Raw genomic sequence first — 22177 nt, 5'->3', positions numbered from 1 at the left:
GTCACTCTTCGATGATTGCCGTCACCCGGATGCGCCGCATCGGCCGCACGGGATCGTTGGTCACCACCATCAGGTGTTCGGTCATGATGCCGTAGTCCTGCATCCGGGGATCGAGCCGGATGCTGCAGCGCAGCGACGCTCCGGGGGCGATTCTCTGTCCCGGGGCGAGCGTCGTGGTCACGTGTCCCTGGCCTTCGACGGCCCGCAGGATCAGCTCCGCACCGCCCGTGTTCGAAAGCGTGAAGTGCATTTCCCGGCTCGGTCCCGCATGTTCGACCGTCCCAAATTTAAGGATATTTTCCGAGAATTCGGCTTTCGGGGCCTTTTGTCCTGCATTTGCGGGCTGCGGATCGACGCCGATGCCGTGGGTGACGAGCCTCGTGCCGTTGCCCTGTCCGTCGGTCAGGACCTCCAGCACGTCGCGCACGGTCCCGTAGCGGGGTTTGTCGGCGGGGATGAGGTAGGAGAAGTTGATCTCGCCCCGCTCGCCCGGGGCGATGTGTTTCGGGTAGTCGGTCCGAAGCAATCCGCTTGCGATCTCGGGCCGCAGTTCGAGGCGGACCGGGTGTTTCGAGGTGTTGGCATAGCCGATCGATGCTTGCTCCTGGCGCCCCGGATAGATATAGGTGAAGGCGTTGAGCGTCGAGGTCAGCCGCAGCCCTCCACCGGCATCGACCGGGTAGAGCTCCTCGACGCTCTTCTGTCGCGGGACGACGTCTCCCTGCACGGTGAGGGTGGCGATCTTCCGCTTCTCCGACGAGTAGACCCACAGCTCCTTGGTGAACGAGCCGGGACGGTTGGCCGGGTCGTAGGTGACGGTGATCTGCGTCTTCCTGCCCGGGAGGATCGGTTGCTTCGAGAAGGCGGGGACCGTGCAGCCGCAGGTGGTCACCACATCGAGGATCACCAGGGGGGTGTCGCCGCGGTTGACACCCGTGAACGTATGGCTTACGCGGCCGTCGGTTTCGCGGATCGTGCCGAAGTCCCACGTGTCGGGCTGAAAAGTCAGCTGTTTCTGCGCCGAGGCTGTCAGGGCGCATAGTGTCAAGATAATAAGTGAGATAACGCGTTTTGGAGCCATTGTTTTATGTTTTGTGCGACATGCAAAGATACTTTTTTTGCGAAAAAAACATGCAATAATTTTGCGGGAATGAAAAAATGCTATATATTTGCACTCCGAAACGACAGGATAACACGTTTCGAAAAGCCTGAATAGCTCAGTTGGTTAGAGCACATGACTGTTAATCATGGGGTCCTAGGTTCAAGTCCTTGTTCAGGCGCAGATGCGCGAGGGTTGCGTAAGGTTCTTTCAACAAACGCCTGCGAAGGGTTGCCCGCAAAAGGGTGGTCCGGAGGGTAATCGGAAGATTGCCTTTGCAGTCCCAAGCCATTTTTAGGGGAGCTTAGCTCAGCTGGTTCAGAGCGTCTGCCTTACAAGCAGAGGGTCGGGGGTTCGAATCCCTCAGCTCCCACAACTGATGATCGACGACTTACAGCCTTGTAGGTCGTTTTTCTTTTATCTGCTTCCGGGGACGGGTCGGCCTGGTTGTGGAACCCGATAAATTATCTATATTTGCAAAACAGGGAGGTCGGGAGGCTTACTCCGCGATCGCTGCATGAACCAAGACCAGAAGCAAGCATGAAGATCGAAATTTTTACGGAAGCGGATATTGCGGAAGCCGCAAAATTGGCTTATGACGTTTGGGGTGACGAGTTTGGAAGACTGGGCCATGAGTACGGTCTGCTGATGTGCGAATACATCGTGCGTTATGGCTGGCTCAATGAGGAATTTGCCTTCAAGATTGTCGAAGAGGGGAGAATGCTCGGCTGCATATTGGCCGGCAGGGTAACCGACAAAAGCTCCTGCAATGAATGGCTCGAGAGGCATATTCCGGCAATGAATCGGGAGCAGTTGGACGAAGCCTTGGCGGTACGTACCTATTTTGACCGGACCGGGCCAAAGCTCTATGCGCGGATGAATGAAGAGACGGATTTGTGTCTGTCGTTCTTCATCAGTTCAAAACCGGGCTACGGAAAGGTCTTGATCAACGAAATCATGCGCTTGGCGAAATCAAAAGGATACGGGCATCTGTATCTTTGGACGGATTCGTCGTGCAATCACGAGTACTACGCCCGCAACGGCTATACGCTTGTATCCGAATTCAAGAGCGAGGAATGGGCCATGAACGACGACCGCTATCTGACCTATATTTATAAAAAGAGCGTGGATTAGATCCATTTCCGGTTCGGAACCCGGATGCTGCGTTTTGCGGATTGGGGCAATGGGGATTTTCATGGCCCAAGCGTGTTGAAAGTTTGTCTTTGTGGTTTAAATGTAAGATTGTCAGCTGATTCTGGGTAGTCTTGCCGGCGTTGGTCTTGCGTGCATGTGCGGGCTGGGGCGTAGCCCGGACGAGGTGCCGGCAAAAAAAGATTTCCCAAAATGAAGCGAGGACTTGCAGGAATAATTTATTTGTCCTACATTTGCACTCGCAATACGGTAAAAGGGAGCTTAGCTCAGCTGGTTCAGAGCGTCTGCCTTACAAGCAGAGGGTCGGGGGTTCGAATCCCTCAGCTCCCACAATGGAAACCATCCCCAAACAGGATGGTTTTTTATGCCGGGGAGCATAGCTCAGTTGGTTTAGAGCGCCTGCTCGACAAGCAGGAGGTCAGCGGTTCAAATCCGCTTGTTCCCACAAGAAGAAAAGCCTTTCGGATTCGTTCCGGAAGGCTTTTTCGTTGTCATTGGCGCAATGCCGACCCACAAAAAGGACGGATACGCACGTATCCGTCCTTTTGCATGAACCCTCCTTCTGCCGTTTGCCGGGCACCTGGTTGCGGCGTTTGCCGGGGCAGGCTCTCTCCGGCGCGATACCGTGGACCGTGTTGTCCGGGAGGCTGCAAATGGCGTTGCAGTCAGGTGTCCGAAAGGTCCCGGGCATCATCTTGGTACCGCCGGGGCACGGGGCGTCAGGCTGGGCCGAGCCGATTTTTTTCTGCGGGTCGGGGAATGTCGGGATTTATGGTTATTCGGGAATTTTTGCCAGGATAGGTTTGAATTCGGTAATTGAAACGATCATGCCGCGGTTGCTTTGGGCTGCGTTTAGCCGGATGTAACGTCCCTTATGCTTCCACTGCTCCTGCGCAATGCTAAGGCTGGTCGAAGTATTGCTCTTGTCGCCGAAGTCGAAGTCCTGCACTTTGGTCCAGGTTTTGCCATCGTCCGAAAGCTCGATGTAGCCGGACTTGAGGTCAGTAACATATGCATCCGAACGGCGGCCGATCCTTACTCCACACCAGTAGAAGGTGTCGCCCATGTCCCAGGATGTGATTACCGGGAGCTTGCCCTGGTCGCCGACGCCGTTGCTGTCGTAGCGGTTCTCCCAGCGGGTCGAGGGGTCGTTGTCGATCATGCATCTGGGCTCGCCGCCGTTCTGGTAGGAGCTGCACGAGATGAGTTGCCACTTGCTGCGGTTGTCGTAGATCGGGAGCAGCGAGATGTGGTAAAGCACCGTGTTCCGGTCGCCGATCTTGAATTTCGAATTGCCCTTGAGCTTGACGGCCAACGTGTAGTAGCGGTCTGTTGTCAGATTCGATTTGTCGATGCTTATGGTCGAAACCGCCTTGTTCGAGCCGGCTTTCAGGTTGGCTCCCGTGAAGGTGTAGGCGCTTTCGGGCAGCGGGATGTATTGTGTGCCGTGCTCGGCATTATAGGCTGTGAGTACGGCGTCGCCGTGTTCGTATTCCATTTCGGAATCCCATTTGTTGTCGAATTCGGTGTAGGTTGTGAATTCGAGTGTGTGGGCTTCGGTGGCGCTCAGGTCGCTTTCCATAACTCCGGAGTCTTGGGCCAGCACCTCGGTCTCCTGCATCCGGGGGTTGATCAGGATGGTGTTCAACTTCTCGTTGACCTCGGTCCCCGTGGCTGTGAGTCGCAGCGGAAGGACATAGTCGTTCATGTAGGGCAGCGCCATGATTCCCTTGCAGTCGAGGCGGACGGTGAGGGTGGTGCGGCGGCCTTCGGCCGTGATCGATCCGGTAGCCTTGACGATTTGGTAATACTCCTCGCCGAGTGGCGTGTAGGAGGAGCCGTTCGCGACGTTGAAAGCCTCGACGGCATCGGGGGCGGGGACAATCCTGACTTCCGACGGCTGTCCGAAATAGCCGCTGCTGTAAGCGTAAATGTCGAAGTCGATCGTCTCCTCCACGTCGTAATAGATTGCGTTCTGCACGCCGTTGTTGACGATGTAGACGCGCGGGTCGGTCAGGTTGTCGTCGCAGTGGTCTTTCTCGCAGGCGGTCAGCAGCAGTACGCCTGCGAAGGGTATCAATATGTTTTTCAGTTTCATGATTATCCGAATTAGTGGGGTTTACCAGCCGTAGTTTTGCGTGCATTTCACGCGGTCGAGTTCTTCCTGGGAAATCGGGAAGAGGTAGCAGCGCTTGGTGAAGACGCGGTTGCCGTCGCGGCCGCCGTCGTATTTGCAGATGACGCGCTGCCAGAATTCACCGTTTGCCTTGTGGTCCTTGGCGGCGACGTTCATGCCGTAGACCGGCATGTTGTTGTCCTTCTCGGCCGTCATCCAGGTTCGTGTGTCGAAATAGCGCAGGTTTTCGAAGCACAGCTCGACCTGACGTTCGCGGCGGATCAGTTCGCGCATCCTGGTCTGATTGCCGACGGCGTCGGGATAGACCTTCTCGATGTCGGGAACACCGGCGCGTTTGCGGATCATGTTCAGGTAGAGCGTGATCTCCGCGTTCGAGGGATCGTACTCATTAAGCGCCTCGACGTAGTTGAGCAGGATCTCCGCATAGCGGAATATGGGGAAGTCCAGGTAGCCCCAGTTGCCGGTGGAGGTGTCGATCGACGGGTTGATGAACTTGTGCACCAGGTATCCCGTCGGCGTATAGTTGTGCGACTTGCCCGGACCCGAATTGCCGTTGAAATAGAATTGGACGTTGGTTGTTTTCTTGTTGGCGCCGTGCCAAGTCATGCCGCTCCAGAATACGTTGATGTAGAAGCGCGGTTCGCGGTTCTGGTACATTTTGAAGGTCTCCAGTTCGTCGCCGTAGATCGGGTGTCTGAACCTCGAGAATCCGTTTTCGCTGTAACCTGCGTCGGGGTCGATGATCGGCCGCGCCTGGTCGCCGTCGGTGTAGCCCGTGATGGGGTAGCGGCCGTTGGCCATGGCGAATGCATCGACCTGTTTCTGGGTGACGCCGTAGCCGCCGAAGGCCGTTCCGCCGACACTCGGAGGTGTGGAGACCACGCGCCACTCGTGACCGCTGGCGATGCGCGTGTAGATCTTCTCCGTAGCTCCGCTCCCGGAACCCACCGACGTGAAGAGCGTGTTGAAACTGGCATAGGGGTCCGTGCCCTCGGCGCCGACCAGCGAGTAGAGGTTCAGATTCATAACGTCTTTGGCAGCTTGGGCTGCCAGCTCCCATTTCTTTTCGTCGTACTGGGTCGGGAACAGGTGGTCGCCGTTTTTGTTGACGATATCTTTGTAGAGATCGTTGCCGTTGAAGAGCTTGCGGGCCGAGTAGAGCAGCAGGCGGGCACGTGCGGCCAGGGCGGCGCCTTTCGTGGCACGGCCGTAGTAGATGTCGGGCCAGCTGTCGGGAAGCCCCTTGGCGGCTTCCTGAAACTCGTTTGCGACGTAGTTGACGCACTCCTCCCAGGTGTTGCGCTCGCGCTGGTCGAGTCCGCTCTGCGTGAAGTCCACCAGCTCGTCGCCGACGAGGAAGACGGGACCGTAGACGGGCAGCATCAAGGCATAGAAATGTGCGCGCAGGAAGCGGGCCTCGTTGTAGTAGTAGCCCTTGTCGATATCGTTCAGCTCTTCCGGAGGGCATTCGTGGATGTGCTGCATGAAGTAGTTGGCTTCGCGGATGCCCTTATAGGGGGTGTTGTAGGTATCGTTGCGGTAGACGGGGAGTGACGGATTCCACGCGTCGTAGTTGATTTGGGTGTAGATCCGGTCCAGATAGGCGAATGAGGTCTCGTCCGAGCAGGCCTCCCAGGGAATGTCTTCGTAGTGTGACACACAGGCGGGAGAATCGTAATCCGGCTGGTAGGAGTAGATGTTGGTCAGGTATTGGAACGCGGTCTTCTGCTTTTTGAATATGTTGGCCGAAGTTAGCGGCTCGTCGGGCTGGCGGTCGAGGTATGAGTCGCAGGAGGCGAGCAGGGCTCCGGCTGTCAGGAACAGGGCGAATATTTTAATCGTATTTTTCATGGTTGTTGCCGGTTAGGGGTTAGAAACCGATCGTGAGACCGAGGTTGATGATTCGGTTGTTCGGGTAGTTGGTGGCTCCGGTTTGCAGGTCGGGGTCCCACAGTTTGAAGGGACTGAACGTGAACAGGTTCACACCCGAGAGGTAGACGCGCAGGCTCTGCATGGCGATCTTGTTGGCGATGCGTTTGGGCAGCGTGTAGCCGATCTCGAGGTTCTTCAGACGCAGGTAACGTCCGTTGACCATCCAGAAGGTCGACTGCTGGTTGTTGTTGTCGATGACGCCGGTCGTTATGCGCGGGTATTTGGCACCGGGGTTCTCCGGGGTCCAGGTGTTGCCGTAGAGGTCGGCGAATACGCTCGATTCCTTGAGGCTGCGGCCGACAAACGCCCGCGTCTGGTTGCTGTAGGTCGAGAAGTTGACATGGGCCACGCCCTGGAAGAATGCCGACAGGTCGAGTGCTTTCCATTGCAGCGAAAAGCCGAATCCGTAAACGATCTCGGGAATGTCCGAGTAGCCGATGGGCTTCGTGTCGTAGCTGTCGACAATGCCGTCGCCGTTGAGGTCGAGGTATTTGATGTCGCCCGGTTTTACCTCGCCGAAGTTCTGCATGGGCCAGGAGTCGATGTCTTCCTGGTTCTGGAAGAGTCCGACGGCCACCAGACCGAATTGCTGGTATTGTCTCTGACCGCTGCGGTTCATGTAGATATAGGCGTAGTCCGGTTCGTCCTGGTCGATGATCCGGTTGCGTGCGTAGGTGAAATTGCCGCGCACGGTGAGCTGGAAGTCCTTGCCGAGCGGTTGGTGGTATTCGAGCGAGGCGTCGATGCCGCTGTTGCGCATCTTGCCGATGTTCACCCAGGGTCGGGTGTTCAGACCCACGTACATGGGGATGGATTTGCGCTGGAGGAAGATGCCCTCGCGGTTCTCCTTGAAATAATCCGCCGATATGTTCAACCGGTTGAAGAACGAGAGGTCGGCGCCGAGATTGAGTTTCTTGGCCTTTTCCCAGCCTACGTTGGGGTTCGGAAATTCGCCGAGACGAATCGAGGAGTAGTGGCTGGGTGTCGTGCCGAAATGGTATCTGCCGCCGCCGACCACGGTTTCGTTGTAGATGAAACGGCGGTCGCCGCCGATCTGGTCGTTGCCCACCAGACCGTAGGAGGCTTTGAGTTTGAGCATGCTGACTACATTGCGGATCGGTTCGAAGAATTTTTCGTTCGAGACGACGTAACCCGCAGCGATCGACGGGAAGAAACCGAAGCGGTGGTTGGGCGAGAAGTTCTCCGAACCGTTGTAGCCGAAGTTACCCTCGATGAAGTAGCGGTTGTCGTAGTTGTAGGTGATACGGCCCGCGATGCCCTGATGGCGGTAGGGAAGCGCTTTTTCCGAGTTGTTGGCGTTTTCACCCACGTAGTTCTTCTGCGACTGCTGGAAGAGGAACATCGCCGACATGGAGTGTCTGCCGAAGGTGCGTGCCCAGTTGGCTACGGCTTCGAAGTAGACCGAACGGTGACCCCTGTTGCTCTGGTTGTAGTTGAGGCTTTCCTCGCCGATCTTCGTCTGGTTGAACAGGAGTTCGCCCGCTTCGTTGCGGCCGGTGGCCAGCCATTGGGGCGAGGTTTTCGTGCGGCCCAGGCTGTTTTCGTTCTTGGCGTCGAACGAGCCCTTGATCGAAACGGTGAGGCCCTTGGTCACCCAGTCGCCCAGGTCCTGCGTCAGCACGAACAGCGACTGTGCCGTGTTGTAGAAGATTTCGCGGTAGCCGGTCTGCGTCAGCAGCGCATAAGGGTTCTCGCCCTGTCCCGACGCCGGGCCGGCCAGAAAACCGTTTGAATAGACGTCCGGGAAGGCGTTGGCTGCCGTCTTGATCGCATAGCCCCAGATGCCGTCGGATCCGGTGGCGCCCGAACCCGGTTCGTTCTTGCGTTCGAACGTGGTGGCCAGATTGATGTTGAGTTTGGTGTATTTGTGGAGCTGGACTTCGACGTTCGAACGGAAGTTGAACCGACGGTAGAAGACCGAGGTGTTGTACTCCTTCATGTTGTCGGCCTTGAACAGACCGTCCTCGTTGTAGAAACCTCCCGAGATGTAGTATTTGGCTGTCGAGCCGCCGCCCGAGATGTTGACGTTGACGCGCTGGTTGAACGAGTAGTCCTTATAGAGCCGCTTCACCCAGTTGATGTTGGGGTGCAGGTCCGGGTCCGAACCGTCGCGGTACATCCGGATGTCCTCCTCCGAGTAGAAGTCGTATCCGGCCGCCATGTTGTACATTTCGGCGAACTGGACGGCGTCGACCATGTCGGGAATCTTGGTCGGCTGTACCATGCCGGCCTCGAACTTGATGTTGATCTGCGGCTTGCCTATGGTGCCCTCGCGGGTGGTGACCAGCACGACGCCGTTGGCGCCGCGTACACCGTAGACGGCAGTTGCTGCAGCGTCCTTGAGGATCGAGAACTCCTTGATGTCCTCGATGTCCACCAGGTCGAGGTCGCGCTCGATGCCGTCGACCAGCACCAGCGGCGACTGATTCGAGCCGAAGGTGCTGATGCCGCGAATCCAGAAGGTCGACGAACTGCCCGGTTCGCCCGACCGCTGTATGGAGATGACGCCAGCGAGCTGTCCGGCCAGGTTGTTTGAAATCTTGCCCGTGGGCATCTTGATGTCGTTGACCGGAACGGAGGCTATCGAACCGATGATGCTGGCCTTTTTCTGAGCTCCGTAGCCGACGACGACGACCTCTTCGAGTTTATTGTCCGGAGAGAGGGTGATTACTCCCGGAATGTGGCCGATCGGGAACTCCTGCGTCTGGTAGCCGACGTAGGAGACGGTCACGAAGCCGAAATTGCCGGTGAACGAATAGTCGAACGAACCGTCCGATGCCGTGCTCGTGCCGAGAGCCGAATCCTTGATCCAGATCGTGGCGCCGATGATGGGCTGCCGGGTTGCAGCATCGAGGACCAGACCCGCGATGTGCTGTTTTCGCGGCGTGAGCGGAGTCTTGGCTGCGGATGAGGTGCCTTGTGTCGCCGCACGGGTCAGTATGATGTTGTTCTGGCGGATGATGTAGGTAATGCCGGTTCCGCGCAGGGCTTCGTCGAGCAGCAGGGAGACCGGTTTCGTCGAATCGGCTATCTTTACGGGGATGTTGTCCGCCAGGTTGCCCTGGTAGGAGATCCGGTAGGAGGTCTGCGATTCGATCTCCTGAATCAGTTCTTTCAGGCTGGTTACGTTTTCAATGCGGACCGAAGTCTGCTGAGGCGATGGTGCCGCCTGCATGGCTCCTCCCCACGGAATAAGAAGTGTCAGGCATGTTGCCAGCAGACACCAGGCATGCCGCATGCGGAGTAATTTTCGTTTCATAGAGGTTTGATTGAGATTGGTTTATTTGTGGATGGTTATTTTTTCGCCGTTGCGGTGGAAACGGGTGCTCGTCGAGAGCGTCAATACTTCGAGGATATGGTCGATCGGCTTGTTGAAGTCGAGGGTCCCGGTGAATCGGATGTCTTTGAGCGACTCGCAGCGGAAGTTGATACCTATGCCGTAGAATTTTTCGATTACCCCGGTGATCTGCCCCAGGGCGACGTGGCGGAACGTACGCAGGCGTGCGGCCAGCTCCGCCTCTATGTTAACCGTTTGCAGCATCAGATCGTTGTCTGTGGGATTGTAGGAGACTTTCTGCCCCGGGTGCAGGGCCACGACATGTTCCGCGGCGTGGAAATCGACGGCTCCCTCGACCAGGACGGTTTCGATATCGGAACAGTCGTCGTAGGCTTTCAGATTGAATTTGGTTCCGCGGACCACGACTTCGGCGTTGTGGACCGTGGAGACGGTGAACGGTGCTCCGTTGCGTTTGCTGACCTCGAAAAAGGCTTCGCCGATGAGGTGTACCTTGCGGTTGCTGTCGTCGAATGAGGCCGGATAGTTGAGCTGCGAACTGCGGGTGAGCCGGATGACGGAGCCGTCGGGCAGCGTTACCGAGCAGTCGCTGCGCTCGGCACTGACCGTGCAGCGACGGTCGTCCGGTAGGTTCTGATAGAGATACATGCCTGCGACGATCACGCCTGCGATGAGGATGGCGGCGTAGCGCGCTGCGATCTGCCTCCATTGGGGCCTTGATTTTGTACGGCGCACCTCGATGCGTCGCTGCAGTGCTCTGAAGGCCTGGTCGGTGTTGACGGATGCGGCGGCCCGGAGCCGGTCTCCGGTAAAGAGTACGAAGTAGAGTGTTTCGAGGTGGCGGCGGTTCTCTTCCGAGGCGTCGTACCAGTTTTCGATTTCGCGGTTGGCGGTTTCGTCGAGCTTTCCTTCGAGGAATTCGGTCAGCAGGTTGTCGTCGATCTCTTTCATAGGTTCGGGTTCTGTATGTAATACGATTGTGGGGAAATGGTTACTAAACGAAAGCCCGATTTTTTTCGGATTTTCGTTTTTATTGCATATGGAGGGTTGCGGAGGCCGGGCTTTCAGTTGTTCCCCGGCATTTCGAAAAACAGGGCGATCAGCGGCAGGTAGTCCTTGAGGGCGACGCCGAGGACTTTGAGTGCCTGGCCGATATGGTAGTTGACGGTCTGGGGCGATACTTCCATCTCAGCGGCGATCTGCTGATGGGTCATGCCCTGGAAGCGGCTCATCTCGAAGATGCGCCGGGTCTGCTCGGGGAGTTGGGCGAGTGCCTCGTGGTAGAGTCGTGCGAGTTCCGTGCCGAGGTAGAAGTCCGGGGAGTCGAACTGGTCGGCGAATTTCTTTTCCAACTGCTGGTGGACGCGGGAATGGACCTTTTGGCTGGAGATGCGGTCCAACGACTTGTTGCGGACGATCATGAACAGAAGGCCTTTGAGCGACAGTTCCTCCATCAGCATGTTCCGGTTTTCCCAAATGTAGAGCATCGTGTCCTGTACGATGTCTTCCGCTACGGGAAGGGATACCCAGCGTGAGGCGAAACTGCACAATCCTTTGTAATAGAGTCGGTAGCATGATTCGAAACACTGCCGGTCCCCGGCGTTGAGCCGGCGGATGATCTGCCGGTTGTCGAGGGTGTCGTATTGGGGGGTCAGGGACATAAACCGTCGTCTCTCGCGTAATTTGGGAGGCTAAAATTACAATTTTTTCCGGAAAACGGACCGGATTCCCGAAAAAAGACTCACCTTTGCAGGAAAATGGAACCGGGATGCCGGAAGGTCCGTGCCCCGGAATCACCGTTTTTATGTTGCTTATGAATACCGTCTGGATTGTATTGCCCATATTGATCGTCTTGATGTTTCAACTCGGCATCGAACTCGACCGGCAGGCATTTGCCGGGGTGATCCGCCGTCCGGCAGCCGTCGTCGCGGGGCTGATGGGCCAATTGCTGCTGCTGCCGCTCATCGCCTTCGGCGTGGGGATGCTCTTCCGTCTTCCGTCGGTCTATTTTCTGGGGATGATGCTGATCGCCTGCTGTCCCGGAGGCAGTTCGTCGAATGTCTTTTCGATGCTGGCCAAGGGCGATGTGGCCCTCTCGGTGACGCTGACCGCCTTGAGCAGCCTCATCACGCTGTTCACGATTCCGCTGGTGATGGGTTTCGCTGCACGTTTCGTTGCCGTGCATGCCGGGGCGGAGATCGAACTCCCGGTCGGGAAACTGCTGGCGCAGAACATCGTTCTGCTGTTCCTGCCGATGTGCTGCGGGGCGCTATTCAAGTATTGGCGGCCCCGGGCGGCACAGCGTGTGCATGAGGTGCTGGGACGTGTGGCCTTTCCGGCGCTGATGCTGCTTGCCGCGGTCTTTTTCGTGCAGTATGCTGAGACGATTCTGGAAAATATCGGCGTGCTGGGCCTGGCTGCCGGGATGCTGATCCTGTTCGCAATGGCGGGCGGGGCGCTGCTGGCCCGTCTGTTCCGCCTCCGGCAGGCGGTGCGACGCACGATCGTCATCGAGATCGGCATGCAGAATGCCGCGCAGGCGATTGCAGTCGCCACCTCGCCGCTGATCTTCAACAGCGGCGAAATGGCTGTCCCGGCCATTGTCTATGCCTTGGTGATGAACGTGGTCCTGCTGCTGTATCTGAAGCTGCTGCCGAAGCGGGTGGAGCAAGGCTGCTGAGGGGCGGGGCGCTCTGTGTTTGCCGGTCGGTCGGATGCCGTCCGGCGGGGCGGCATGCGGAGACAAAAACAGCAGGGAATCTCACGATTGCCTGCTGTCCCCGGAGGTTGCCCTCCTAAAACTACTAACCCAAACTTAAATAAATGAAGAAACCTCACTGCGGTTGCTGTGCCGCAGTTGACCGGAATAGGTACAAAGCGCGTGCCAAAGTGGCGCCGCCGGTTGCCGGAAAAGGGGCGCATCGTGGGCGGAACGGGCTGCTGCACGGGACTGCGGGATGTGTTCGGCGGAAATATTCCGCCGGAGCGCTTGCTTCCTACGGAGAAAAGTGTACCTTTGCCGGGCAATGGTTTCCCCGTGGAGGGGAATTAAAAGGGAATGCCGTGTGAATCGGCGACAGTTCCCGCTGCTGTGAGTCCCGCCCGCAAGGGTTTGTTCCGTTCCGGCATTCTTGAGCCACTGGTCTTCCGGGACCGGGAAGGCGCCGCCTCGGGGGACGAGTCAGAAGACCTGCCTTGCGCGATAGGGTGTTTGCTCCTGCGGAGAAAGGGAGTGCCTGAAGTCGTCGCCGGCCCCTCCCCGGGTCCTTATCTGCTTCGGTTTTCTTCTTTGCTGGTGTCGCGAACCCCTTCGGACAGACGTTTTTACGGTCGGATGGGACAATCGCAGCCATGCTTTGCCGGGTCGTCATGCCTGTTGTTGTCTGCGCGGGATTCGCCGTGAAGTCGGTCCGTTACGGACGGAATCGATGAAACCATTAATTAAAGAATAAGGTATGATGAGAAAATTAGTTGTGATCTGCTCCTGGGCGCTGCTTCTGGGCGGCTGCAAGAGCGAATGCGGGTCCCCGGAGCCGGATGGCTCCCAGCCCGCTCCCCCTCCCTCGGCCGAACTGCTGCAAAAGATCGGGGACCTGAATGAGGGTCTGGTGGTGCTGAAGACGCTGGCCGGGGCCGTGGCGCAGTCGGAAGTGCGGTCGGTGGCCGAGACGGAGGCGGGCGTGGGTCTGATGTTCCGCGACGGGACCGAAGTGGTGCTGGCCTGCAATGCCGCGGCCGAAACGCCGCTGGTCGGCATTGCGGCCGACGGGGATGTCTGGTATTGGACGCTGGCCTCGGAAAAGGACAAGCCCTGGCTTAAGGATGCTTCCGGCGGCAAGATGCCCGTTTCGGGACCTGTTCCGGTGATGGGGCGCGACAACGAGGGCTTCTGGACCGTGACGACGGATGCCGCCGTGACGCCCTGGCGGATCGGGGATGCCTCCGGGAATCCGGTCAAGGCTGTCGGCAACGAGCATGTGGCGTTGTTCCGTTCGGTGAAGGCCGAAAACGGCCGGGTGGAGATCGCTCTGGCCGACGGCGGGAGCCTCTCGGCAGCGCAGGTCAACGACCTGAGTGCTGCGGGAACGGCCAACTGTTATGTGGTTTCGGCCCCCGGGACGTATGTGTTCAATGCCCGGGTACGCGGAAACGGAGCCGGCGAAGGCGTCGGGTTCGAGCCGGCGATCGAGCTGGCGGACAACATGACGGCCGACTGGTTGTGGACCGACTCGGAAGGGCTGGTCTCGGAAATCGGGCTCGACAAGAAGTCGGGAGACATGGTCCTCAAGGTCGGCGAAGGCCGGGGCAACACACTGGTTGCCCTGATGCAGGAGGGCCGCATCGTCTGGAGCTGGCACATCTGGGTGACCGACGCCCCGCAGACGATGGCCTATGAAAACGGCGTGGTCTTCATGGACCGCAACCTGGGGGCCGTGGGGACTACGGTCGGCGGAACCGATGCTTACGGCATGTATTACCAGTGGGGGCGCAAGGATCCGTTCTACTGGGGCACGAAGACGGAAACTTCGGCCAATGCGTTCCTCGAGGCGAAGAACGGCACGGTGGTGAATCCCGCTTACCCGGAGCTGACGTGGAACATCACCAAGACCGCCGTGATGCCGGAGGTAGCTGCTGCCAATCCCATGACGTTCTACAACAACAAGGTCGGAAACGACTACAACTGGCTGGCGAAGCCGAATGCAAGGTTGTGGGGAGAGGCCAAGACCCTGAACGATCCCTGTCCGCCGGGATACAAGGTGCCGGATATAGACGCCTGGGAGAATCTGAGCTCGGGGCGCAACTACATTGAAGGAGTGTCGGCATGGGATGTCGAAAACTATGGTGTGACCTATACCCACAACGGGCAGACGGCCTGGTATCCGGGGCAGGGCTACCGCACGTACAGTTCCGGAGCCATCGTCGGCCAGCGGGCTTCAAGCGGCGGTTCGGGCGGCTACTGGTCGTCGAAGGCGACAGCCGCCAAGGCCTACTATCTGTATGTCAAGAAGCAGGGCAGTACGTCGGGGTCGATCAATCCGGAGCTGGACGTAAACCGCTCCTACGGCTATACGGTGCGCTGCTGCAAGGAGTAGCGGATCCGTCGGGATGAATAAAGGCAGGACTCTTTCGGGTCCTGCCTTTGTTTTCGAGGGCGGTTGCGGCCTACCGGAATACTCCCGTATAGGTCGAGGGCGAGAGGGCCCGCAACTCCGCCTTGACCGATTCGGCGACGTCGAGCGTCTCGATGAATGCCGCAATCGATTCGCGGGTGATGTGGGCATTGGTCCGCGTGAGGGCCTTCAATGCCTCGTAGGGTTTGGGGAAGCCCTCGCGGCGCAGGATGGTCTGGATGCCCTCGGCCACCACGGCCCAGTTGTTCTCCAGGTCGCACTCCAGTGCCTCGGGGTTGAGGATCACCTTGTTCAGCCCCTTGAGCAGCGACTGCAAGGCGATCACCGCATGGGCCATCGGTACGCCGATGTTGCGCAGCACGGTCGAGTCGGTCAGGTCGCGCTGGAGGCGCGAAACGGGCAGCTTCGAGGAGAGGTGTTCGAAAATGGCGTTGGCGATGCCGAAGTTACCCTCGGCATTCTCGAAGTCGATGGGGTTGACCTTGTGGGGCATGGCGCTCGATCCGACCTCCCCGGCCTTGATCTGCTGCTTGAAGTACTCCATCGAAATGTAGGTCCACATGTCCCGCGAAAGGTCGATGAGGATGGTGTCGATGCGCTTCATGTTGTCGAAGATGGCCGCCAGATTGTCGTAGTGCTCGATCTGCGTGGTGTACTGCGAGCGGCAAAGCCCCAGCGTCTCGTTCACGAACCGGTTGGCGAAAGCCACCCAGTCGATCGCGGGGTAGGCCGCCCGGTGGGCATTGAAGTTGCCCGTGGCGCCGCCGAACTTGGCCGGCACGGCGATGTCGTGGAGCATGAACAGCTGTTTTTCAAGCCGCTCGACGAATACCGAAAACTCCTTGCCCAGCGAGGTCGGCGAGGCGGGCTGTCCGTGCGTGCGCGCCAGCATCGGGACTTCGCGCCACTGTTTGGCGAACGACGCCAACGCGTCGCGGACCTCCTCGATGACGGGGTAGTAGACGCCCGTCATCGCCTCTTTCAGCGAGAGCGGAATGGCCGTGTTGTTGATGTCCTGCGAGGTGAGGCCGAAATGGACGAACTCCTTGTAGTCGGCCAGCCCGAGGGTGTCCATTTTCTCCTTGATGATGTATTCGATGGCCTTCACGTCGTGGTTGGTCACCGACTCGATCTCTTTCACGCGCAGGGCGTCGGCGTCCGAGAAATCGAGGTAGAGCGAGCGCAGGGCGGCGAATTTCGAACGGTCGATGCCGGCCAGCTGCGGCAGCGGAAGCTCGCACAGGGCAATGAAATATTCCACTTCGACGCGGATGCGGTAGCGAATGAGGGCCTGTTCCGAAAAATAATCGGCTAATTTCTCCGTTTTGGTACGGTAACGCCCGTCGACGGGCGAGATGGCGGTGAGGGGAGTTAACATGTGGGATTGTGATTTGTTTTTCGTTTCCAATCGCCAAATTTACGACTTTTAATTGAAAAACGCATAATTTTCCATACCTTTGTGGAGATGTAAACCGAAATCGGAATGAATTTCATACTGGCAATCATCGACTCCCTGGCGGGCCTCGTGCAGCGCAATCCGCTGACGACCCTCCTTATTGTTATACTGGCGCTCGGCGCCCCCGCGCTGCTCAAGGGCATCGCGTTGTTTATCCTGTATTTTCTGATGGGACTGGTTATTTTGGGTGTCGGACTGATGCTGGCTTTCCGCTGGCGGATCCGCAAGATGCGCAAGCAGATGGAGCAGCAGTTTGGCGGAGACTTCGGACGAAACTCCGGACCGAAGGGTTTCGGCGGCTTCGGGTCGCCCTTTGGCGGACAGCCGCGCAAGGAGCGCGAAGGCGAGGTGAAGGTGCACCGAACCCCGGGTGCTCCCGAGAAGCGTGTATCGCAGAACGTGGGCGACTACGTCGATTTCGAGGAGGAAAAGAAGTAGCATGTTGAAGATTTTTGAACTTATAGGGCGCTATTTCATGCTGATGGGAAAGGTCTTTTCCCGTCCGGAAAAGGCTGCCATCTACCGCCGGAGGATCATTTTCGAAATGGAGTCGCTCGGCATCGACTCGATCGGCCTGACGGCCATCATCTCGGTTTTCATCGGCGCGGTCATCACGCTGCAGATGTGCATCAACCTCGATTCGCCGTTCATCCCCCGCTCGCTGGTGGGATATGCCACGCGCGAGACGATGATTCTGGAGTTCTCGTCGGCGGTCGTGGCGCTGATTCTCGCCGGAAAGGTCGGTTCGTCGATCGCCTCGGAGATCGGAACCATGCGCATCACCGAACAGATCGATGCGCTCGAGATCATGGGCGTCAACTCCGCTTCGTACCTCATCCTCCCGAAGATCGTTGCCGCGATGCTCTTCTTCCCCTTTCTGACGATCCTCTCGATCCTGATCGGGATTCTGGGCGGATACCTCATCGCCGCCGCGACCGGCATCATGATCCCCGCCGACTATGTCGACGGACTGCTGATGGATTTCAAACCCTATTCGATCACCTACACGCTGATCAAGACCGTTTTCTTCGCCTACATCATCACCTCGATTTCGGCCTTCTACGGCTACAACGCACGGGGCAACTCGCTGGAGGTCGGCACGGCTTCGACGCGCGCCGTGGTGGCCAGCTGTGTGGTGGTGCTGCTTTTCGACTTGATTCTGACACAAGTACTGCTTATATGATACGCGCCGAACATATCGTCAAGTCGTTCGACGGCCGTGTGGTGCTCGACGACATCTCGGTCGAATTCGAGACCGGAAAAACAAACCTCATCATCGGCCGCAGCGGTTCGGGAAAAACCGTGCTGCTCAAGACGCTGGTGGGGCTGCACGAACCCGATTCGGGCGACGTGTGGTACGACAAGGTGAACTTTTCGAAACTCGGGTTCCGGGAGCGCAAGAGCATCCGCAAGGACATCGGCATGATCTTCCAGGGCGGGGCGCTGCTGGACTCCTCGACCGTCGTGGAGAACGTCAAGCTGCCGCTCGACCTCTTCACCTCGCAGAGCGAGCGGGAGAAGCTGGAGCGCGTGAATTTCTGCCTCCAGCGCGTGCGGCTCGAAGGTGCCAACGAACTCTATCCGGCCGAACTCTCGGGCGGCATGATCAAACGTGTGGCCATCGCCCGGGCCATCGTGATGAATCCCCGCTATCTGTTCTGCGACGAACCCAACTCGGGACTCGATCCGCAGACCTCGATTGTCATTGACAACCTGATCCACGAGATCTCGCGCGAATATGGCATCACGACGATCATCAACACCCACGACATGAACTCCGTGATGGAGATCGGCGAGAAAATTGTATACATCCACGGCGGCCGTAAGTGGTGGGAGGGGACCAAGGACGACATCCTGCATGCGGACAACCGCGAGTTGAACGATTTCGTCTTCGCCTCGGCCATGGCCAAACGGGCCAAACTGGCTGCCCGGTAGGCTCCCGCCGCAGCGCACCCCCGATGGCGGCGGTTGGCGGCGAACGGGACGTGACGGACAGGGTGCGGCGAACGGGGCGTGACGGACACGGCATGGTGGACGGGGCGCGGCGGCGGTTTGCGGCACACAAGGCGTGGCGAACGGGACAGGGCGAACGGGACAGGGCGAACGGGACAGGGCGGACAGGGCGCGGCGAGAAACGGATGTGTTCGCGATTTGTAAAAAATTTAATTTTTTATTTGCGTAAATTGTATAAAGTATGTACTTTTGTGCTGTTAAAAAAATAACGAAATTTTTCACTAACAAATAATTCAAAATTATTATGGCAACTATCAAAATCGGTATCAACGGCTTCGGTCGTATCGGCCGTCTGGTGTTCCGTGCCGCTTGCACGAACGACAACATCGAAGTAGTAGGTATCAACGACCTGGTTCCCGTTGACTACATGGCTTACATGCTGAAGTACGACACGATGCACGGCCGTTTCGACGGTACGGTGGATTTCGACGTGGAGAAGAGCCAGCTGATCGTTAACGGCAAGGCTATCCGCGTAACCGCCGAGAAGGATCCCGCAAACCTGAAGTGGAACGAGGTTAACGCCGAGTACGTGGTAGAGTCGACGGGTCTGTTCCTCACCAAGGAGAAGGCCGAGGCTCACATCGCAGCCGGTGCCAAGTATGTCGTTATGTCGGCTCCCTCGAAGGACGACACCCCGATGTTCGTATGCGGCGTGAACACCGATACCTATAAGGGCCAGACGATCGTTTCGAACGCATCGTGCACCACCAACTGCCTTGCTCCCATTGCTAAGGTACTGCACGACAAGTTCGGCATCACCGACGGTCTGATGACCACCGTTCACTCGACCACCGCAACGCAGAAGACCGTTGACGGTCCCTCGATGAAGGACTGGCGTGGCGGCCGTGCCGCTTCGGGCAACATCATCCCCTCGTCGACTGGCGCTGCAAAGGCCGTAGGCAAGGTGATTCCCGAGCTGAACGGTAAGCTGACCGGTATGTCGATGCGTGTTCCGACCCTCGACGTTTCGGTTGTCGACCTGACCGTGAACCTGGCAAAGCCCGCCAAGTACGACGAGATCTGCGCTGCCATGAAGGAGGCTTCGGAAGGCGAACTGAAGGGTATCCTGGGTTACACCGAGGAGGCTGTCGTTTCGTCGGACTTCCTGGGCGACGCCCGCACGTCGATCTTCGACAAGGCTGCAGGTATCGCACTGACGGACACCTTCGTGAAGGTCGTTTCGTGGTACGACAACGAGTGGGGCTACTCGAACAAGGTCCTCATGCTGATCGAGAAGATGGCCGCTTTCAACAACAAATAGTCGAAAGCCATCCGATAGAAAAAGAGGGAGCCAGCGATGGTTCCCTCTTTGCTTTGTTGGCTTCCGGGGCGACCGGAAGCCTATTTTTGGGAGTCGATCCGCATCTCGATCGAGGCGCCCGACCATTGGTTGATCTCCCGCTTTTCGGTGCGCAGGCGGTGTCCGGCACAGGAGATCCGCACCTCGATTCCGAAGGGCTTAGCCGCGTCGATGTCGTTGCCCGCGGGCAGCGTGTGGGGGATAATATATAGGTAGAGCACGAGGTGATCGCACGGCATGGTCTGCAGCGTGGCCGTGCGGTTTGCCGCGATGTTTGCGGGACGCTCGCGGAGGTTCGAGCCGACATCGGCCACGGTGGAGGCCGACGAGGAGAAGCCGATGCGCCGGCCGGTAGAGTCGAAACAGCCGCACATCAGCGCCACATTGTACCGCCACCACCCTTCGTAGCGGCTTGAGATTTCGATTGCAAATCCTTTTTCGTCCATGTTCTGTCGGGGCCGCACGGGCCGGATATGACGCCGGATCGGTTCGGCAGGCCGTGTGCGGACTATTTTTGCGTAAAAATAATACAACTGTCGTGCAACGCCAAATTTATTTGCCTCCCGCCGGATCGGGAGTACTAAAACTCTTGGTTTTCTTTGCAAATGTCTTATTTTTTCGTAACTTTGCGCACTAAATGTGCTTAAATGGAGGTAGCTCAACGATATTCGATTGCTTGGAAAGGGCTGAAAAACGGGCGTCACGACTTCCTTTTCGAAGTCGACAAGGCGCTGTTCGAGGCCTTCGAAAGCACGGAGATCAAGGACGGACAGTGTGAGGTCCGGGTCGGTTTGGACCGCTCGGAGAAGCAGCTCACGCTTGATGTCGGGATCACGGGACATGTCGTCGTCGAATGCGACCGATGTCTGGAGGATTGCCGCGTGCCCATCGATTTCGAGGGGCAGCTGCTGGTGAAATTCTCCGACGAGGTGCACGAATACGACGGCGAGGTGATGTGGATGCTGCCGGGCGAGGACCGCGTGGAACTCGCGCAGTACATCTACGAAAGCGTCGTGCTGTCGTTGCCCTACCAGCGGGTGCATCCCGAGGGGGAGTGCAATCCCGAGATGCTTGAACGCTTCCGGATCGTTTCCGATCGGGAGTTTGCGGCGATCGAGGCTGCGGCCGAACGCGTCGGGGAGCACAGCGGGGGCGAATGGGCCAAGCTGGCCGCCCTGCGCGAGCGGATGGAGGCCGAAGGTGCTGATGGTGAAGACGCCGAGGCCGAAGACGCGGAGCCCGAAAGCGCGGAGCGTAAGGGCGCGGACGGAGAACCCGGCGGGGAGGAATCCGGCGGCGCGAAATAAACACGGATAAAGATACGTTTAAACTTATAAATTAGATTTAAAAATGGCACATCCTAAACACAAAGTCTCGTCGACGCGACGCGATAAGCGCAGAACCAACTACAAGGCTACCGTTCCGACGGTGGTTACCTGCTCGAACTGCGGCGCAGCGGTGCTCTATCACCGTGTATGCCCCGAGTGCGGCTTCTATCGCGGAAAGCTTGCCATCGAGAAGAAGGCTGCCGAATAAATTCCGGCGCTCAAAAGAGTGCATCCCTGCGGGGAGTGCCTCTTTTTTAATTTATGAAGGTTCCCTTCCGGCCCTCCGAATCCCCGGCCGCGCATGTTTTCCGGGGCGGGGCGGGAGCGGAACAGGATATCAACCAACACTCGTACGAGTATGATAAAGATTGGCGTAGATGCCATGGGCGGCGATTACGCTCCCGAAGCGGCTGTCAAGGGAGCCGTCATGGCACTCGATGCGATCGGGTCGGACAGCCGTATCGTGCTGTTCGGCGACGAAGCGAAAATTAAGTCCGTGCTCGCTGCGGAGGGGTGTCCCGCCGAGCGGTTCGGAATCGTTGCGACCTCCGAGGTGATCGAGATGGGCGATCATCCGGCCAAGGCCTTCCAAGCCAAGGCGGATTCGAGCATCACGGTCGGGTTCGGCTATCTGGCCAAGGGTGCTGTTGACGGGTTTGCGAGCGCAGGTTCGACCGGTGCCATGATGGTCGGTTCGATGTATGCCGTCAAGCCGATCGAGGGTGTCGTGCGTCCCACGATTTCGTCCATCGTTCCCACCATCGCAGGGCGTCCGGCGCTGCTGCTGGATGTGGGGCTGAATGTGGACTGCAAACCCGAGGTGCTGGCGCAGTATGGTCTGATCGGTTCGATTTACGCCGAGGCGGTGCTGGGCATCGAGCGTCCGCGCGTGGCGGTGCTCAACATCGGCGAGGAGGAGACCAAGGGCAATGCCCAGACCAAGGCTGCCTTCGAACTGCTCCGGGAGGACAAACGGATCAATTTCGTGGGTAATGTCGAGGCTTCGTACATCTTTTCGGGCAAGGTTGCAGATGTGGTCGTATGCGACGGATTCGTCGGCAATACGGTCCTGAAAATGGCCGAGGGCCTCTACCGCATCAACATGGCCATGGGATGCAGCAATGCCTTCTGGGACGCCATGAATTACGAAAACGTGGGCGGAACCCCCGTTCTGGGTGTCAATGCGCCCGTTATCATCGGCCACGGATGCTCTTCGCCCCTGGCGATCCGGAGCATGATCCTTTCGACCGAACAGGTCATCAAGGCCGATCTGACAGCGAAACTGCAACGTGCGTTTCAAAATTAACCAAAA

Annotated in this window: 18 protein-coding genes, 4 tRNA genes and 1 riboswitch; of the genes, 14 read left to right on the top strand and 8 right to left on the bottom strand. The window is 58.1% G+C overall.

All coding sequences use genetic code 11. The features are described 5' to 3' along the window. Nucleotide 1: 1 nt before the first annotated feature. Complete coding sequence (locus QZ460_RS02575) at nucleotides 2–1081, bottom strand: DUF1573 domain-containing protein (protein ID WP_290540025.1); 1080 nt, start codon at nucleotides 1079–1081, stop codon at nucleotides 2–4. 125 nt (nucleotides 1082–1206) lie between these two features. Between QZ460_RS02575 and QZ460_RS02570 the strand changes: the two genes are divergently transcribed. The 5 genes from QZ460_RS02570 (at nucleotide 1207) to QZ460_RS02550 (ending at nucleotide 2696) form a co-directional block, all read left to right on the top strand. Then, a tRNA-Asn gene (locus QZ460_RS02570) sits at nucleotides 1207–1280 on the top strand. A 117-nt stretch (nucleotides 1281–1397) separates the two neighbouring features. Next, nucleotides 1398–1472: transfer RNA gene (locus tag QZ460_RS02565), tRNA-Val, on the top strand. Between the two features lie 167 nt (nucleotides 1473–1639). Further along, nucleotides 1640–2233, top strand: coding sequence for a hypothetical protein (locus QZ460_RS02560; RefSeq protein ID WP_290540024.1), 594 nt, complete (start codon nucleotides 1640–1642; stop codon nucleotides 2231–2233). Nucleotides 2234–2506: 273 nt separating this feature from the next. Next, nucleotides 2507–2581: transfer RNA gene (locus QZ460_RS02555), tRNA-Val, on the top strand. A 40-nt stretch (nucleotides 2582–2621) separates the two neighbouring features. After that, nucleotides 2622–2696: transfer RNA gene (locus QZ460_RS02550), tRNA-Val, on the top strand. 330 nt (nucleotides 2697–3026) lie between these two features. Here the strand turns inward: QZ460_RS02550 and QZ460_RS02545 are convergent. The 5 genes from QZ460_RS02545 to QZ460_RS02525 all read right to left on the bottom strand — a co-directional run bounded on the left by QZ460_RS02545 (nucleotide 3027) and on the right by QZ460_RS02525 (nucleotide 11297). Next, nucleotides 3027–4349: a DUF1735 domain-containing protein gene (locus tag QZ460_RS02545; protein ID WP_290540023.1), complete on the bottom strand. Its 1323-nt coding sequence runs from the start codon at nucleotides 4347–4349 to the stop codon at nucleotides 3027–3029. A 21-nt stretch (nucleotides 4350–4370) separates the two neighbouring features. After that, the gene (locus QZ460_RS02540) at nucleotides 4371–6239 is read right to left on the bottom strand and encodes a RagB/SusD family nutrient uptake outer membrane protein (protein WP_290540022.1); all 1869 of its coding nucleotides are present in this window, start codon (nucleotides 6237–6239) and stop codon (nucleotides 4371–4373) included. Between the two features lie 19 nt (nucleotides 6240–6258). Next, nucleotides 6259–9600, bottom strand: coding sequence for a TonB-dependent receptor (locus tag QZ460_RS02535; RefSeq protein ID WP_290540021.1), 3342 nt, complete (start codon nucleotides 9598–9600; stop codon nucleotides 6259–6261). Nucleotides 9601–9621: 21 nt separating this feature from the next. Then, nucleotides 9622–10587 carry a FecR domain-containing protein gene (locus QZ460_RS02530; protein WP_290540020.1) on the bottom strand — a complete coding sequence of 322 codons (966 nt, stop codon included), beginning with the start codon at nucleotides 10585–10587 and terminating at the stop codon, nucleotides 9622–9624. A 113-nt stretch (nucleotides 10588–10700) separates the two neighbouring features. Then, on the bottom strand, nucleotides 10701–11297 hold the full coding sequence (locus QZ460_RS02525) for an RNA polymerase sigma-70 factor (RefSeq protein ID WP_290540019.1): 597 nt from the start codon (nucleotides 11295–11297) through the stop codon (nucleotides 10701–10703). A gap of 152 nt (nucleotides 11298–11449) precedes the next feature. Here QZ460_RS02525 and QZ460_RS02520 point away from each other — a divergent pair, with 152 nt between their 5' ends. Together QZ460_RS02520 and QZ460_RS02515 are read left to right on the top strand one after the other, a co-directional pair. Further along, nucleotides 11450–12316, top strand: a complete 867-nt coding sequence (locus QZ460_RS02520; protein ID WP_290540126.1) for a bile acid:sodium symporter family protein — start codon at nucleotides 11450–11452, stop codon at nucleotides 12314–12316. A gap of 330 nt (nucleotides 12317–12646) precedes the next feature. Then, a riboswitch (cobalamin riboswitch) is annotated at nucleotides 12647–12849 on the top strand. A 245-nt stretch (nucleotides 12850–13094) separates the two neighbouring features. Further along, nucleotides 13095–14729 carry a PL29 family lyase N-terminal domain-containing protein gene (locus QZ460_RS02515; protein WP_290540018.1) on the top strand — a complete coding sequence of 545 codons (1635 nt, stop codon included), beginning with the start codon at nucleotides 13095–13097 and terminating at the stop codon, nucleotides 14727–14729. Nucleotides 14730–14799: 70 nt separating this feature from the next. Here the strand turns inward: QZ460_RS02515 and purB are convergent, their stop codons facing one another. Continuing rightward, nucleotides 14800–16146: an adenylosuccinate lyase gene (purB, locus tag QZ460_RS02510; protein ID WP_290540017.1), complete on the bottom strand. Its 1347-nt coding sequence runs from the start codon at nucleotides 16144–16146 to the stop codon at nucleotides 14800–14802. Nucleotides 16147–16251: 105 nt separating this feature from the next. On the opposite strand from purB, the gene QZ460_RS02505 reads away from it, so the two are divergent. The 4 genes from QZ460_RS02505 to gap all read left to right on the top strand — a co-directional run bounded on the left by QZ460_RS02505 (nucleotide 16252) and on the right by gap (nucleotide 19498). Beyond that, nucleotides 16252–16662, top strand: coding sequence for a DUF4834 family protein (locus tag QZ460_RS02505; RefSeq protein WP_290540016.1), 411 nt, complete (start codon nucleotides 16252–16254; stop codon nucleotides 16660–16662). A 1-nt stretch (nucleotide 16663) separates the two neighbouring features. Then, the gene (locus QZ460_RS02500) at nucleotides 16664–17407 is read left to right on the top strand and encodes an ABC transporter permease (protein ID WP_290540015.1); all 744 of its coding nucleotides are present in this window, start codon (nucleotides 16664–16666) and stop codon (nucleotides 17405–17407) included. After that, nucleotides 17404–18159: an ATP-binding cassette domain-containing protein gene (locus QZ460_RS02495; protein ID WP_290540014.1), complete on the top strand. Its 756-nt coding sequence runs from the start codon at nucleotides 17404–17406 to the stop codon at nucleotides 18157–18159. Before QZ460_RS02500 ends, QZ460_RS02495 begins: the two co-directional genes overlap by 4 nt. Nucleotides 18160–18481: 322 nt before the next feature. Continuing rightward, the gene (gene gap, locus QZ460_RS02490) at nucleotides 18482–19498 is read left to right on the top strand and encodes a type I glyceraldehyde-3-phosphate dehydrogenase (RefSeq protein WP_290540013.1); all 1017 of its coding nucleotides are present in this window, start codon (nucleotides 18482–18484) and stop codon (nucleotides 19496–19498) included. A gap of 80 nt (nucleotides 19499–19578) precedes the next feature. Here gap and QZ460_RS02485 read toward each other — a convergent pair whose 3' ends face one another. After that, complete coding sequence (locus QZ460_RS02485; RefSeq protein WP_290540011.1) at nucleotides 19579–19983, bottom strand: hypothetical protein; 405 nt, start codon at nucleotides 19981–19983, stop codon at nucleotides 19579–19581. Nucleotides 19984–20184: 201 nt separating this feature from the next. Between QZ460_RS02485 and QZ460_RS02480 the strand changes: the two genes are divergently transcribed. The 3 genes from QZ460_RS02480 to plsX all read left to right on the top strand — a co-directional run bounded on the left by QZ460_RS02480 (nucleotide 20185) and on the right by plsX (nucleotide 22171). Further along, nucleotides 20185–20844 carry a DUF177 domain-containing protein gene (locus QZ460_RS02480; protein WP_290540010.1) on the top strand — a complete coding sequence of 220 codons (660 nt, stop codon included), beginning with the start codon at nucleotides 20185–20187 and terminating at the stop codon, nucleotides 20842–20844. A 43-nt stretch (nucleotides 20845–20887) separates the two neighbouring features. Continuing rightward, a complete protein-coding gene (rpmF, locus tag QZ460_RS02475; protein WP_010264557.1) occupies nucleotides 20888–21073 on the top strand; it encodes a 50S ribosomal protein L32 in 186 nt (61 codons plus the stop codon). Between the two features lie 150 nt (nucleotides 21074–21223). After that, a complete protein-coding gene (gene plsX, locus QZ460_RS02470; protein ID WP_290540009.1) occupies nucleotides 21224–22171 on the top strand; it encodes a phosphate acyltransferase PlsX in 948 nt (315 codons plus the stop codon). The last annotated feature ends 6 nt before the right edge of the window (nucleotides 22172–22177 follow it).

The sequence above is a fragment of the Alistipes sp. genome (genome assembly GCF_020026455.1).
Lineage (GTDB): Bacteria > Bacteroidota > Bacteroidia > Bacteroidales > Rikenellaceae > Alistipes.
Note: the sequence above shows the minus strand (reverse complement) of the source record. Positions and strands in the feature narration are given on the sequence as shown.